The sequence below is a fragment of the Shewanella sp. MTB7 genome, assembly GCF_027571385.1.
Lineage (GTDB): Bacteria > Pseudomonadota > Gammaproteobacteria > Enterobacterales > Shewanellaceae > Shewanella.
Window position 1 is genome coordinate 2117552 of sequence record NZ_CP085636.1, and the last position, 15380, is coordinate 2132931.

The window sequence follows — 15380 nt, forward strand, 5'->3', positions numbered from 1 at the left end:
AAGGTGAACCATGGAGATTAGTGTGTTGTTGCCCGAAGAGGGAGAACTTCGGGCAACAATCGATGGAGCGATTTTACAGTGTGAGACCTTGCCTTTTTCTAAGCTTTAAACACACTGATCTGCTGTTTAATCTCAAGTGCTAACTCTGTGAGTCCTTGTGCTGCTTCGACATTGTCACCAGCTCTTTGCTCTCCTTCTCTGGCAAGTTCTGTGATCTGATGAAGGTTACGGGTGATCTCCTCAGCGACAGCGCTCTGTTGTTCGGTAGCACTGGCTATACTGCTCGATGCTATGGCAAGTTCACCGATGCTATTGGTGATCTGGTTCAGTTGGTTGCTTGCCTGCTCGCCTTGAATTGCCGAGGTTTGACCAAGCTGTTGGCTTTGATCCATCTGTTGGGCCGTTACCTTTACCTGAGACTGAAGTTGGTTGATGGTTTTACTAATTTCAGCGATTGAGGTTTGAGTCCGCTGCGCGAGTGTGCGCACCTCATCGGCAACCACGGCAAAGCCTCGACCTTGCTCTCCGGCGCGCGCGGCTTCGATTGCAGCATTGAGTGCCAATAAATTAGTTTGTTCAGCAATGCCATTGATAACCTCTGTGACTTTGCTGATAGCTTGACTCTCTTTAGTCACTTCTTCGACACTGGCATGACTGGTGTTTAATTGCTCACTAAGCTCTGTTAATCCTTTGACCACTAGGTTCAATTGATTGTGGCCTTCTCGAGAAGCTATATCGACTAGCTGACTTTTATGGGCGCCTTCACTGGCATGAGTTGCCACGTCCCTAATCGACATGGACATCTCTTCGATTGCGGTGGCTATCTGGTCGGTTTGAGCCATTAAAGAGAGCGCTTCTAAGCCATTTAGTTTTGCTGTCTCCTGTGCATTTGTCGCTTGGTTTTCTAAGGTGCTGACAGATTGTTGCAATGCCGTGATGAGTAACCTTAATCCCTGTGCCATTGCAGAAGTACTTATGGTGATCCTATCGACCTCATTGTTACTGTTTGCATTAGGTGTATTGAAATCCTGAGAGAGATCGCCTTTACCCAATTTGTCGAGTTGCAGTTGCAATACTTTAAGAGGTCGTAGCGTTCTTACCAAGACGATAAAGAGTAGAATTGTGATAGATATTATGCCTAACACACTGACAATGCTGTTAATTGTTAGCAGTTTCAAACTCTCTTCGTTTAGCTCAGCGGTTTTGGCTATGCCGATTAAGGCCCAATTCCAACCTGGTATATTAACCGTGTAAGCGTACATCTCTTCATTATTGTTGTTGATATAGCGCCATGCTCCCTTGTCGGTTAGCGCTTGAGAAATACTCAAGCCGTCCAGACTTTGTATATTCATCTTAGTATCAGTAGCATAATCTGGATGAGCAACAACAGCTTGATCGTTTTTACGTATGATAAGAAAATGGCCAGATTCTTCTATTGTCAGCTTATTCATTGTTTGTTGTAGCTGACGGATGGATTCAGTGATGTCAAATCCTATATATAAAACCCCAATAACTTCACCTCCTACACTGGTGATAGGGCGGTAAACTGTCATGTAGTCTCTGTCAAATAATTTGGCATAGCCTTCATAAGCTTGCCCTCTTATAAGGGCTGAATACCCTGGATGTCCTTTACCTAAATAGGTTCCAAGTGCGCGTTTACCGTCGGCTTTCTTTAAGGAGGTTGAGATCCGCAAAAAGTCATCACCTTCACGTACAAATAGTGTGGCTGTGCCACCTGTGAGTTTGGAGAAACGATCTACCTTACTTGTTGTAGCGTTGATCTGCTCTTTTTCATGGGCGAGAGCTGGGGTGATCTTGCCTAATACCTTAACGGTTTTATTGGGTTTTCTAAACTGGCCAGGATACATAGCACGTAATACATCAGCACTGCGTCTGGCAAGTATCAACAAGCTTGTGTATTGGACTTCAATGAGCTCTGATGTGCCTTGCATCTGAGTTTGCATTGCTGAGATTGCCTTCTCTTCCAATACTTGAGATGAAGTAAGGTAAGTTATGAAGCCTATGACACTAAAAATGATGACGGTGAGTATTAGCGCTAAAGTACCTATCTGTTTTGCAATCGGCCAGTTTTTATAATTCATGGGAGCTCACTCTTATTATGATAAGCGGTAATGTAAAACACATTAACTTTCAATGAATTGATATAGATCTAAAAGCGGCATTTATTTAATTAAATTAACAAGGTTATTTATTTTCTGTGGACTGCCTTCACTTTCATCATCAGGCAAGAAAGAGGGGGAGGGATACAAACAGGAACACGGATTCTCTGTGCTCCGGTCAACGGTGACTCATTTGACTCTATTAAGCATTCTACTGCAGTTTGGTCGTTAGGTTGCAGCTGATATTTTTCGGTTTCATGAGCAATTGGTACATGGTTGGCACCCAGATAAGCGATAATAAGGTGGTTAACAGTGTTCCGCCTGCAATAGCAATCGCAAAGGGTGGCCAGAAGCCCCCTCCCGCTATGATTAACGGCAGGAAGCCCCCTATTGTTGTAATGGTTGTCGACCCAATATGGCGGCCACAGCTAGAAACCACTTCAACCACTCTTTGTATGTTTCCCTGTCTGGCATCATCTTGGTCTTCGAGTTCGGCCAGAATGACAATGGCAGCATTAATAGCCAAGCCCATTAAGCCAAGCAGGCCTATTATCACAGTGAAACCAAATGGATAACCAAATACAAAAACAGCGAGCAAACCAAGCCCAGCAGATTGGAGGGCACTAAATAGAATGATGGCCGTTAATCTGAACGAGTTAAATGATAACACGACTGTGGCGAGCAACAGCGTGACAACGAGAACCACATTGGACAATAAATTCCCCACAGCTTCATTGCGTTTGGCGCTCTCACCACCGACTTCAATTCGGTAACCTGCTGGCAGCGAAATTTCATTTATTCGAACTTGGGCATCGTCAAGAACTTGTTGGGGGAGTACGCCACTGACGATATAGGCCTCTATGGTATTCACCCTTTGACCATCTCTTCGTGGGATTGCACCACGGCTAACTTCGATTTGATTATTGGTCAGTGCCGATAGCGGGATCCCACTACCAGAGGGGGAGACTAAACTTATCTCTGACAGCTTAGTTTGCTGCTCTCGGGTGCTGTCCTGTAGCCTGACGCGGATAGGAAGTGACTCCGTTTGTTCGAGTATACTTCCTCCATTAATCCCCGTGGTGGCCATCTGGATCTGTTTGGCGATATCAGTCAGGTTTAATCCACTCATTAAGCTGGCATCTTCGTTGATCTGAAACCAAATTTTAGGCGCGCCAGCGCTTAAGGTTGCTCTGGTATGGATCACATCGGGGGTATTGCTCAAAATACGTCGCACTTCATCTCCGATCAGCCTAAGTTGATCCAGATTCGGACCAAAAACCCTGAGCTCTACTGGTGCGTTAAAGGGAGGGCCTTGCTCGAGCATTCGAACTAATATTTGTGCTGCGGGGAAATGGGCATCTAGTTCTTGTTGGAGTTGTGGAATTAAGGTGTTTGCGGTTGCAAAATCAGTGACCTTAACCATGGCTTGAGCATAGTTGCTAGCTCCTTGCTGGCGTTGTAAAAGGTTGTAGTAAAAAGAGGGAGTATTGCCACCGATCACCCAGTCAAGACGAATAATACTTGTAGATAAACGTAAATGTGAATCCATACGTTCAATATAAGCGCGAGTACTGTCGACACTCGCGTGAGGTGGCATATAGACCTCTATTTGAAACATATCCCGATCTGATGGTGGAAAGAACTGTTCAGTCATCTTGCCCGCAGCCATAAAGCCAAGCGCTGGAATGATCCCGATCAATAAGGCTGAGAGGATAGGGCGTTTTAATGCCGTGGTTAACGTAGCCTTAAACAACTTGCTCACCAAAGGAAGATTGATGCCACGTTGATACCAATTCCCTGTACCGTCAGAGCCAAAGCGACCTGCAAGACCCGCAATCAAGGTGTGAGAGATGAGGTAAGAACCCACAAGGGCAAACATCACAGAGATGGCGATGCCACCGACAAACTCCCCTGCAGCGCCAGGCATTAATACGATAGGAGCAAATGCCAACATGGTCGTGATGGTTGAGCCGGCTAAAGGTAGCCAAAGGTGATGTAAGGTTTTAGTGACGGCTTCGAGTCGAGACAGACCCTGTTGACGCCTTTGGGCGATTGCATCGACAATAACAATTGCATTATCGACCATGATCCCAAGTGCAACAACGAGTCCTGTGATTGACATCTGGTGGATCGGTAACCCTATGTATTTCATACAGGCTAAGGTGAATAATGCGGTTAATGGTAGTGACAGTGAGACTATCAATGCATTACGTAGTCCCAGCGTCAGCATGAGCACCACTAAAATGATGATAAAACCGAGTAGCAGGCTACCAATCAATCCACCTAAGCGATCGCTGGTATAGCCCTCTTGATCGAATAACCATTGGATCTCTATATTGGCAGGGATGCTGGTTTGCAGCTCTTCAACTGACACTTTAACTCTCTCTAACCAGAGATCGACGCGGGTATTGTTAAGCATACGAGCCGCAACCATGACACCTTGTTCTTGCTCTATTAGCGCAATTGAGTTGGCTGGTGTTTTAGCTTGTCTTTTAATGGTCGCAATATCGCCTAAACGAATAATCTGCCCGAGTTCATCGACTTTTAACGGAACTTGACGCACTCGTGTGACGGAGTCCAGTTCACCGGAGACTTCGATTAATGCTCGAAAATTATTATTGTTAATTTCACCAGCGGACACTTTAGTGTCGGCATTTTCTAAAATCTGTGCGATAGCCGCTGGAGTCAGTTTGAGTTGGTTGGCCTTGTTACCATCAAGTTGTACTAAGATCTCCTCGGTTGGTGCGCCATAGAGTCTTACAAAATCAGTACCGCTAACAAGCCTCAACCGACTCTGTAGTTCTTTGGCGTAACGGTTAAGCATATCGGTACGAACTTCGCCGCCTCCTTTCCACACTAGCCCTAAGATTGCGGTACTGGCATAGCCTATCTGATCGTCTAACGTGGGGCTTTGTGCTGCACTTGGCAATAAGGGCCTAGCATCAGCAATCAGATCTCTGGCTCTTGACCACACAGGATCGGTATCGAGGACATCATCTTTTAGTTCCAGCTGGATAACTGAAACACCGGGTCTGGAGGTTGATTGGACTAATTTGATCTCTTCAAGTCTACGAAGTTGATTTTCAAGGACTTCGGTGACCAAAGCTTCAACTCGCTCAGCAGATGCACCAGGATATTGAGTGACCACTGACGAGAAACGATTGGTAATATCGGGGTCTTCCATGCGCGGTAAAGTGGATATTGCACCAAAGCCTGCCACAATAAGCAGGGCGATAAATAGGCTTGCTAGCCTACCATTTTCTACAAAAGCCTTAATCATTATCAGTATCCTCTAGAGTATGAGCCAATATCACACTAGCTAGCCTGTCCTTTAACTCAACAAAAGCCTTAATCATTACTTACCTCGCCGCTACGCTGGTGTTGTGTTTTACTTGCTGACCGACAACGAGTTTATGTAGCCCTTGACTGATATAGCTCTCATTAACTTGTAAGGCCCCTTGAATATAGGCCATATCATCTTTGGTATAGAGGATCTCGATATCCCTGCGTTCAACACTGAAGGTGTCTTCTGCTGCAGATATATCTGAACGGTCATTTGGGGTAATGACATAGAGGTTCCATAAACCTCTGATCCCATCGGTTAATGCTGAGATCGGTACCCAGTAGCCAACTTGCTGGATCTGTATTTCATAGACTAGATAGGCTAGCTCACCATTAATGACCTGAGCGTCAATAGGCAAGGATAGTCTTAGTGGAACGGTGCGAGTCACAGGGTTCACTTCTGCACCTATTCCTGCAATTTGTGCTGTGTAATTGCGATTGCCTACGTTTAATTGCACATGTTGCTTGGTCTTGAGTTGTTGTGCAATCTTGATGGGAACACCGACGAAGGCCTGGGGGTTTTTGTCTTGAACTAGAGTAAATATGGGGGTTCCCAGTGCCACGACTTCACCTAGATTGCTGTTTCTCTTGCTGATCACACCGCTAAAAGGAGCTAGAAGAGAGGATTTCTCAATTCTTAATACGTTGGCGTGTTTTGATGCGATAAGTTTATTTTTAGCGGCAAGCAGACTGTTTAATTGGCCTTTAAGCTCATCAAGTTGCTGCTCGGAAGTGTAACCTTGCTTTTGTAATTCCAAACTGCGATCTAACGTACTTTTAGCTAAATTTAGATCGGCATTGTTTTGCGCTAAACTGGCGTCGATCTCTTGCCTTTCAGCTTCCAATAAACGGGTATCTAACTGTGCCAGTAGTTGGCCTGTTTCAACTTGATCACCACTGTCGACGGTTATTTTTTTTAGTTTTCCAGCCAGTTCAAAACCAATTCCAGTGGTGTTTCCTGCTCTTATTGTGCCGGTAAACTCTTGTGCGTGTTGATAGGAGGCGGAGGAAGTTAAGGTTTCTGTGGTGACAGTTTGAAACTTAATTTGGTTGCTGTGGTTAGCCACTTCCCCCTGGCAAGCAGTTAGAAGGCCGATAAACAACGTACTTACTAATATTTTGTTATGGAATATATCGGTTATAATGCTCATCCTAGTACACTGCCTTGGTTAGATTTAAGTAACGAATTTGTTAAATTAGACTGTCTAGTCTATTTTGAAAGAACTAGACTGTCCAGTCTAGTTTGTGATTAAATGTGTTCAAACTATAAAAACCTTGTTAAATAAGAGGTATGGGTAATGACTTCAGTTCCAACTGTTAATTTAAGCCGCAGTGAGCAAAAACGAGTACAAATTCTTGAAGCTGCAATCGATCTTTTCTGTGGACAAGGCTTCCCCAATACCAGTATGGATGAAGTAGCCAAGAAGGCTGGAGTCTCGAAGCAGACGGTGTATTCACACTTTGGCTGTAAAGACGATCTGTTCGTGGCATCAATCGAGTCAAAATGTGTGGTGCACAAATTGACAGAAGATCTTTTTTCCGATCCTCATCAGCCAGAAAAAGCGTTAGCCAGTTTTGGTGAATACTTTAGCGAGATGATTGTCAGTCCTGAAGCACTCAAAGTATTCACTGCGTGTGTGGCACAAGCTGAAACTCATCCGGATATATCGGCACTCTTTTTTAATGCCGGTCCTGAACATCTACTCGAGCTAATGGCAAGTTACTTGAAACTCGTTGAGCAAGGTGGAATATATCAGTTTGATAACCCTAGGAGTTGCGCAGTGCGTCTGTGTTTGATGATGTTTGGTGAAATGCGCATGAAGTTGGAGCTTGGGTTAGAGGTTGAAGATCTTATTGAGGGCCGTGGGGAATATATACAAGAGTGCGTCGATATGTTTTTAAGGGCGTATAAAATCACGAATTTTTAGTCGTGGTTATGGATAATTATTTGAGCAACAAAACGTATGTTTCGCTGCTCTTTCTATGTTAATTATAGACCCAACATGGCTTCTTTTAAGCTCGTTTGAGCGGGCTCATCGCCTAGCCAGATGTTCAACAAGGCTTGTCTGAATATTTCACCTTTGATGGTCGCTTGGATAACGCCATTCTTATAGGCGGTCACGCCTGACGACTTGCTGGTGGCGAAGGTAAATTGGTCACCTTCTTTAATCTCTTCACTAAAGAGTGCCATGAAGGTGTCTATCTTTTGTTGGATAGCAGCTGTTTGTCCTTTGGTTGCATCTTCAAAGCCCTCATTAATGGCATCACGCATCTTGTCAGCGGTGATCATGCCTGACGTGATATTGAGGCGAACGGCAGAATTATCTGCGTTGAGAATACTAGTCACATCGGAATCGGCTGATGTTAGATATAAACTGCCAACATACAGATCGATAAAAAATTTGCTGCGTACACCAGCGCCATTAAGCTGTAACTCTGTTTGAGCTAGCATTATCTGCTTCGGGATTTCAACCCCAGAAACTTCCATTGCTTGAACTTGGGTACCGAAGAGTAGGGTACTGGTCAGTGCGAACCTTGTTATCGTTCGAGTGAGGGACATCATTTAACCTCTTATGGTTTTAATTGGGGAGTTCATCATAGTGCATGAGCGACGAGCTTAGCCTCGGTTGCCTAATTGATACTGGCCATTTTGATGTATAAATGCGGCTTGCTTCTGTTTAGGTGAAATCAACAAAGGGCCATCATCGAAAAATAGGAAGTTCTTCCAGTTACGAACGAACACATCCCATCGAGTTTCGATAACCTGATATTTCTCATAACAAAAATAAACAGTGGCTTCATCTTTCCAGTCAAAAAAATCGGCGAACATTTCAGGCAATGCAGGATCTTCACTATCCCAAGCACTCTGCCAATGATCGGTTTCTTTCCAAGCATCTCCTTTTGCAGCCCAATCGCCTTTAGCGAACCGTTCAGAGTGACTACTTTTATTGCTTATCCATTTGTTCCAAACTTCCATGGAGCTTTTCTGATCCAGTGGCTTGATAAACGCTTTATCTTCATCAGTAACAGGCAGATCTTTATGGTTAAAAATCCATTTACGTTTGTACTGCTCAAGTGGGATATAAGTATGTGACAAGCGGGGTCTCCGGGACAATTGAAGTGTTTAAAAGTACAAGCTGACAAGGCTTGCAGTATAGTGGTCTGCATTATACTGGCTTGTTGTTCTTTTGGAAATAAAAGCCAGAGCAGTACTGGCTTTTATTGGGTGAACCATTAGCAATGATGCTTAATGTTAATTTGACGCAATTTTATAACTGTTTAAGGTGATCTTGTGCGACTTGATTATTTGGATCGGTTTGTAAAGCATGTTGAAAAGCGGTCTTCGCACTCTCTAGCTCATTAACTTCAATCATAAATAAACCTAGTTTAAGCCAAGTCGTTACATCTTCTGAATTCTTGTCTAAATAGTCTAAGTAAGCGGTCACTGACTCTTGAAATTTCCCTTGCAGCTTCAATATGTGCGCATGTTGCGGTATATACTCATCAGAATACGTAGATAGCTGAGCGAGAGCGAATTCAGCAACGTCGATGTTGCTCGTTTTTAGCGCTAAGAGACTGATCTGTTTTAACTCTACTTCAGATTGTAAGGCCTCATCTAACGCTAATAAGGTTTGTAATGCTTCACTGTCTTTCTGCTCTAGCTGTAGCTGATGACAGTAAGTCAGGTGATATAACCGTTTGGCCTCATCGTCGTTTTCAGCAAGTGTTTTAAGGTTTCTTGTCATTTTAAGCAAACCGTGATGATCATTATCCCTAATTAGCACGATTATTTTTTCAAATACATTTTGCATAGACGCAGACTCTTTGACTGTATCTATATATTCTTTTGGTGTGATAGCGAGCTGTTCTAGATACTCACCTTTAATGACATTTAGCTGCTGTTCATATGTATTTATGAGCTCAGGTCGGTCCTTAAAGCAACCATTCATCTGCCAGTTCGTGTGATGTGAAAGCCAGATATTAACTCGACCATGTTGCTGTTCTTTTCTCCAAAACTCTGTGAGTGCAAATAGATTACTTTCTAAGGAAAGCTCATTGACCCTATGGGTCAATCTTATTTGAGTGTCATTAACAAGTTCTAATAGTTGTTTAGCGACCACTAAATAGGCTTGATAATAATCATGAGTCATCTGGTGAACATGAGTTTCATCCCAATCATCAGTTTTTTTGGTCGTCAGAAAATCCGTAAACTCAGCTAAACCATAGGTTTTAATCAATTTAGCAACACTTGAATATTTGTGATTGATTTTTTTATCAATAACACCAATATCAATCGAATATTTCTGTGTCATACCCGTTGGTGACTTATCATCTTTCAGTTGTTTACTTAAACGTAATGCTTTGTCAGATAACTTGATGATGTCTTTTAGGGTATCAGCTAATCGGTTGAACTCTTTTTTAGACGTTAAGTTATTTTTCTTTTTGTCTTCAATGGTTAAGTCGGGGATCAAATTGAGCAATTGCGACGGAGAGCAGTCGGTGGGAGTCAGTTGAATTTGCTCAATGCGTTTATGAGCTATACCGTCAACTTTAGCTGCATTGACAGACAAATTGAGGAATTCGATTTCTGGGTTGACTGATGCTTCTGCAGCTAAGGCTTGCATGGCAAGTTTTAGTTGAATCACGGTTTCAGCTTTCTTATCACCATAGGTATCTACCCACTCCCCCATTATCCCTAAGTTAGGGCCAATGTTAGATTCAACAGAACCTTTGGTGTGGGTAAAACCATCGTCGGTGAAACAGAGGTCAACCCCCGTTAATATGATGCGAGAAAATCCCATTTTAGTCGCTAAATGGACTGAAGCATTCGTCACCGTAGGCCCTAATGTATTGATATTGCCCGTGCTCTCCAGTTGCCAAGGATACTGACAGTCCATAAATAGCGTTTTGCCTTCCCATTGCCCTAACAGTCTTGAACTGACGTGGAATGAATTGACAAATAAGCTGGAGGTCGCAAGTGACATCATGTCTCTATTGACTTCAAAGCTGAAATCATAAGGATCTACCGAGACGATGATGTGAGGTGTAATGCCTTCATGCGCTAGTTTTCCCGCTATTCGCGAGACAGCAATAATAAATAGCTTTTCTCGGTTGCTTTTTATCCAATCAATATTGTCATCTAACGATGGGCCGCCCGCAACAATGAGGCAGCTTTTCCCGTTAAACTTGTTACCGAGTAGTGAAGCTGGCAACATATTCTCAGAAACATTTTTAAATTGCTGTTGAAAGTATTTTTTCTGGGACGAGTTTTGTATCTGTTCTAAATGTTCCGCCTCTAACATTTTAACGATTTGAGTGTTAAGTATGCTGTATTCTGGAAGGTGACTGGAGGTTGCAGCTAAACTTCGATGATGTTTGAAGTTATTTTTAAGTATGTATATGGCATACGTTGTTGATGGAAACTCAGCCTGAAATTCCTCAACACTATAAATAAACAATTTATCAGCTAATTCTTTGGGTATATCAATATTCAGTAAATTGAGTACGGTATCTAACTCAATAAAGATATAGATACTGCCTTTCGCTATACCTTGTTCCAGTAAATAGTTAACCAGTAAACCTGAGTCTAATCCAACGATGACTTGCAACATATCTTCTTTAGCAAAGTCACGTTTAAATTTCTTGTTGTATTGAGTTTTTGAATCAATGGATTCAAACATATTTCGGTTAATACTAGGGAGATAGTATTCATTAAATGGGCTGATTGAGAAAGTGCTTTGTATGTTGGATTCAGCTAAATACATTTGGTCCTCATTGAATTCTAATAGTCACGTCAATAAAGTGGCTTGAATGGTGTTTAGAAACACAAATTATTATCTAGTCAAGCTATTTTCATGCCAGCTTTTCAAAGTGAAAAAAGGTGGATATAAATCACTTAAGCTGTTTTATTATCCGTGCTGGTTGGCCTGCGACAACGGTGAAAGGAGGAACATCTTTAGTGACGACACTACCAGCACCAACGACACTGTTTTGGCCAACAGTAACACCAGGTAGGATAATGGCATTTGCACCGATCCAGGCTCCGGTGGAGATGATTACTGGCTGAATGGGTTTATGTCCTTGGGAGAAGATAGGTTGCTGGGGATCACTAAATTCATGGTTAGCAGTATAGATGTGGACGCCAGAACCGATTAAGACATAATCCTCGATGGTGATGTTGACCGACTTGGGTCCATGTTCGGATCCAAACAACATAGTGCCAGGTCTGAGTACGACCTCGTTGCCGATACTGATATGGTCACAACAGATGGCATAGCTTCCGGGTCTCATCGCACTATTGTGGCCAAATTTAGCAAATTTTTTTCGACACAACCAAGTACCAAGCCGTTTAGAGTGCAGTAAAAGATGAGTAAGAGGGATGTCAGGCCCTATACGCTTTACCTGTAGCCAGTAGTTAATTTTTTTGATCATAGTTTATACCGTAAACCCATCATCAATGATTAAGTTTTGACCTGTGATGTATGTCGATTGATCTGAAAGTAGAAAGGTAATTGAACCGGTCAGATCCTTTGGTGAAAGCATACCATGGCCGTGAGTTTCATTTTTATAGGCGGCTAGGAACTCTTCAGGTTGATTATCGAAAATGCCTCCTGGACTGATACTATTGACTCTAAATCGACTGTCTTTAACGAAGGCTGCCACATATTTATTGAGATGAAGCAGGGCTGATTTGATGGCGGCATACTCGACAGGCATGGTCATTGGCGTGCCATCATAGATGGCAAATTTAGGTGCAACAACCCCGTAAATAGATGAAATGTTAACGACGGACATAGGGGTTTGTTGCTTGATAAATTGTGCTGCACATTGTTGCATAAACAGAAATGATGAACCCAGATGCAAAGAGATATTTTCATTGAAACTGTCCAATGATACGTCTAAAAATGCGGTTCCGTACTGCTTGTTTCTGGGGTAAGTGCAGTTCACTGCTCCATCAATCTCAGCCTGAGACGAAAAGAACTCTTTCATTGCCAGTTCATCTGTAGAGTCTAGTTCGACTAGGCTCAAGCATTCACTTTCAGTCTCCAATAACTCAGCTAATTTACCTGCCACTGATGACATTGAAATGTCAGTTGCTATCACCTTTGCGCCTTGGGTTACAAGAGAGCTTGTCAGTTGGGAGCCAAGTAAACCTCCAGCTCCCGTAATTAGGATTGTTTTACCCTTTAGCATACTTGTCCTTTACAGCTTAAAATAGCTTCAGCTAATTTGAAATCGTAGATATCGTCGATATCTACGGCTCTCTCTTTAGGTATTATAGTATGAGTCACGTTTCCTGCGAAAAGACCAGTTTCATTAAGAATATAGTGCGGTGTTGAGACATAAACTACCGTCGTAATATCGTAAACTTGAGGCACATCTTGTCGACGAAATACAGCGTTACCTTCATTATTAACAAGTTCAATAAAGCCTGACTCGGTCTCTTTGATCATATTAAAGTAGGGGCTACGATTAGATGGAGTTGTCGTAATACAAATATCGGCACGACTTATATGAAGTTTATGCATGGCTGACTTAACATCTTCAACACTTCTTAATGGGCTGGTGGCGGGCAAGCTAATAAATTGTTCAAATTCACCATATTTACTCGTTACCCAGTTCACTGCGTGCTGCCAGGAAAGCCATTCTGGTGAACTATCGCCAGCCAAATGCTCTGGTCTCGGTATCACCTCTGCTCCAGCTGCTAAACCAATGCTGGCAATTTCATGATCATCCGTCGAAATAAACACCCTATCTATGTCGGTGACATTGAGCGCCGTTTCGATGGAATAAACGATAAGTGGCTTGCCGAGTAAATGTTTGATGTTCTTTCTTGGAAGTCCTTTTGACCCTCCGCGGGCAAAAATAAAGGCGTATTTTTTCATTGGGTGACTCCCCATGTCGCCTGCTGCTTAATTTGAGCAATCAAGCTTACGGTCTGACTCGCATCTTCTAAGGATGTCGTTGTACACTCACCGCGTTTAATATTGTTGATAAAGTCAGTGAGCATATTGATGTACATTTGGTTCTTATCCCATTCAGGCGCTGAGTACAGTAGCTGTGTGCCTTCATGACTGTGGTGAGTGACTGTATTGGCTAATAAGTCCCAATGTAGCCGACCTTTTGAGCCGATAAAAGTACACTCTCGTTGTGCTTGCTTCTGGATAAAATCCATGTGAAGCGAGCAAAGGCATCCTTTGTGATTAGTTAATATTAGGTCGGCAATCTCTTCAATGTCTAATCCTAACTCTTTGGTGTTTCTAAGTTGTGCATAGTTGAGTTCCAAAGGGCCAAGTAACCAGTGTAAGTAATCCAGCTCATGGCTTAATTCGAGTAGAGCACCGCCACCAAGCGACTTATTAGCAGAGACTGAATGAGTGTAATGCTTATTCGGCCGCCAATCGGGTAAGTATTGTCCAACACTAGCCTGGCAGTTATATAGCTCACCAATAAAGTCTTCAGATAATAATCGCTTAACCTCAATGGCAGAGCTGAGGTACCGCAAGCAATATCCGACCATAATCTGCCCTGAGTGTGTTTGAGATAGTGCTAAAAGGCGATTGGCGCTCTCTAGTTCGGATGTCAGCGGTTTTTCAATCAGAACCGGAATGTTATGTTGAATTAACATACTGGCATGGGTCTCATGATATGGGCTTGGTGAGGCTACAATCACCAGTTCCGGCTTGTTATCGATGAGCGTTTCAATATTAGAGAGTTGAAGATCGGCAAACTCTATCGGTTCATTTACTATTCTGCCACTGGCAGAAAGAGCAATAACCTTCGCCGTTGGAAAAAGCAATTTCAGGTTTTGTCTATGACGCCTAGCGATATTGCCTAGACCAATTACTGCAATAATTTTCATTGATCAAAGCCAAGTGCACAAATATCAACTTGAGCTTGTTGAAAGTCGCCCATGCGGCCAATATCGAGCCAGTATTCATGGATAGGAAACATCAGTACCTCTCCCTTTTCTGCGATTTTCTGTTCAAGCAGTGTTGGCATATCAATATAGCTGTTAGCAGTAACACTTTTAACAATGTCTTGGTTGATAACATAGATACCCGCATTGATAAAAAATCGTTGTATAGGCTTCTCGACCATATCTGTTATGCGACTCCCTTCACCACTGATCACGCCATAGGGAATTTGGTAGTCATATTCTCGGACACACATAGTGGCGTCGGCATTGTTTTCATCGTGGAATTTAAGCAGAAGTTGAAAATCGACTTTGGTTAAAATGTCACCATTCATGACAATCGTGGGCAATTGAGGGATATTCTTAGGTAGTAGGCCGACGGCCCCCCCTGTTCCTAAAGGCGTCTCCTCATGAACGTAAGTGATGTTTATGCCCCACTGACTACCATCGTCAAAGTGCTGTTTAATTTGTTCAGGCATATAATGAGTGGAAATATAGAAATTGGTGAAGCCTGCTTGGATAAAGTTGGACAGTGCAATCTCGAGTAGTGGCTTATTTCCAACCTTGAGCATAGGTTTAGGACATCTATCCGTAAGAGGCTTTAGGCGCGTACCAAAACCGCCAGCCATAATAAGTACCGGATTCGCATAATGAGATTGCTGCTGTGCACTTTTTAAGGTCTCTAATCCAACAAGAATATCATTCTTAACCAATGGGATTGATAGAATACTGTGCTGTTGCATAAGCTGAAGCAGCTTCTTCTTCGACGTTGACGGCGATGCTATTCTAGGTTGGGTATTCATCACTTGAGTAACAAGCGCATCGAGAGATAAATTATTGAGTAGTCCACGACGAATATCGCCATCAGTGATGATGCCAAGAAGACGGTGATCATCATCAGTCACTAAAGCGACTTGAAGCGCTTGAGCATTGATTAATTGAAGCGCATCACGAAGTGTCTTTTCTGGCGATATTGTTACTTTGCTCAATACTTTATTCAT

At 42.9% G+C, this 15380-nt stretch carries 12 protein-coding genes; 1 reads left to right on the top strand and 11 read right to left on the bottom strand.

What is annotated here, in order from left to right; translation table 11 throughout:
* Positions 1 to 98: 98 nt before the first annotated feature.
* The 3 genes from HWQ47_RS08955 to HWQ47_RS08965 all read right to left on the bottom strand — a co-directional run bounded on the left by HWQ47_RS08955 (position 99) and on the right by HWQ47_RS08965 (position 6613).
* A complete protein-coding gene (locus HWQ47_RS08955; protein WP_269970795.1) occupies positions 99 to 2102 on the bottom strand; it encodes a methyl-accepting chemotaxis protein in 2004 nt (667 codons plus the stop codon).
* A gap of 229 nt (positions 2103 to 2331) precedes the next feature.
* On the bottom strand, positions 2332 to 5400 hold the full coding sequence (locus tag HWQ47_RS08960; protein WP_269970796.1) for an efflux RND transporter permease subunit: 3069 nt from the start codon (positions 5398 to 5400) through the stop codon (positions 2332 to 2334).
* Positions 5401 to 5479: 79 nt separating this feature from the next.
* Positions 5480 to 6613 carry an efflux RND transporter periplasmic adaptor subunit gene (locus HWQ47_RS08965; RefSeq protein WP_269970797.1) on the bottom strand — a complete coding sequence of 378 codons (1134 nt, stop codon included), beginning with the start codon at positions 6611 to 6613 and terminating at the stop codon, positions 5480 to 5482.
* Positions 6614 to 6760: 147 nt separating this feature from the next.
* Between HWQ47_RS08965 and HWQ47_RS08970 the strand changes: the two genes are divergently transcribed.
* Positions 6761 to 7390 (top strand): TetR/AcrR family transcriptional regulator, encoded by a 630-nt coding sequence (locus HWQ47_RS08970; RefSeq protein ID WP_269970798.1) that lies wholly within the window; start codon positions 6761 to 6763, stop codon positions 7388 to 7390.
* A gap of 62 nt (positions 7391 to 7452) precedes the next feature.
* Here the strand turns inward: HWQ47_RS08970 and HWQ47_RS08975 are convergent, their stop codons facing one another.
* From HWQ47_RS08975 to HWQ47_RS09010, 8 genes are all read right to left on the bottom strand, one after another.
* A complete protein-coding gene (locus HWQ47_RS08975) occupies positions 7453 to 8022 on the bottom strand; it encodes a chalcone isomerase family protein (RefSeq protein ID WP_269971708.1) in 570 nt (189 codons plus the stop codon).
* Positions 8023 to 8079: 57 nt separating this feature from the next.
* Entirely contained in the window at positions 8080 to 8559 is a 480-nt protein-coding gene (locus HWQ47_RS08980) for a DUF2947 domain-containing protein (RefSeq protein ID WP_269970799.1), read from the bottom strand.
* A 172-nt stretch (positions 8560 to 8731) separates the two neighbouring features.
* Positions 8732 to 11227, bottom strand: a complete 2496-nt coding sequence (locus HWQ47_RS08985; RefSeq protein ID WP_269970800.1) for a 6-hydroxymethylpterin diphosphokinase MptE-like protein — start codon at positions 11225 to 11227, stop codon at positions 8732 to 8734.
* 127 nt (positions 11228 to 11354) lie between these two features.
* A complete protein-coding gene (locus HWQ47_RS08990; RefSeq protein WP_269970801.1) occupies positions 11355 to 11894 on the bottom strand; it encodes an acyltransferase in 540 nt (179 codons plus the stop codon).
* Between the two features lie 3 nt (positions 11895 to 11897).
* Positions 11898 to 12656 carry an oxidoreductase gene (locus tag HWQ47_RS08995; RefSeq protein ID WP_269970802.1) on the bottom strand — a complete coding sequence of 253 codons (759 nt, stop codon included), beginning with the start codon at positions 12654 to 12656 and terminating at the stop codon, positions 11898 to 11900.
* Positions 12650 to 13348: an acylneuraminate cytidylyltransferase family protein gene (locus HWQ47_RS09000; RefSeq protein ID WP_269970803.1), complete on the bottom strand. Its 699-nt coding sequence runs from the start codon at positions 13346 to 13348 to the stop codon at positions 12650 to 12652. The genes HWQ47_RS08995 and HWQ47_RS09000 overlap by 7 nt, the downstream gene beginning before the upstream one ends.
* A complete protein-coding gene (locus HWQ47_RS09005) occupies positions 13345 to 14325 on the bottom strand; it encodes a Gfo/Idh/MocA family protein (RefSeq protein WP_269970804.1) in 981 nt (326 codons plus the stop codon). The genes HWQ47_RS09000 and HWQ47_RS09005 overlap by 4 nt, the downstream gene beginning before the upstream one ends.
* Positions 14322 to 15380, bottom strand: a complete 1059-nt coding sequence (locus HWQ47_RS09010; RefSeq protein ID WP_269970805.1) for a nucleotidyltransferase family protein — start codon at positions 15378 to 15380, stop codon at positions 14322 to 14324. The genes HWQ47_RS09005 and HWQ47_RS09010 overlap by 4 nt, the downstream gene beginning before the upstream one ends.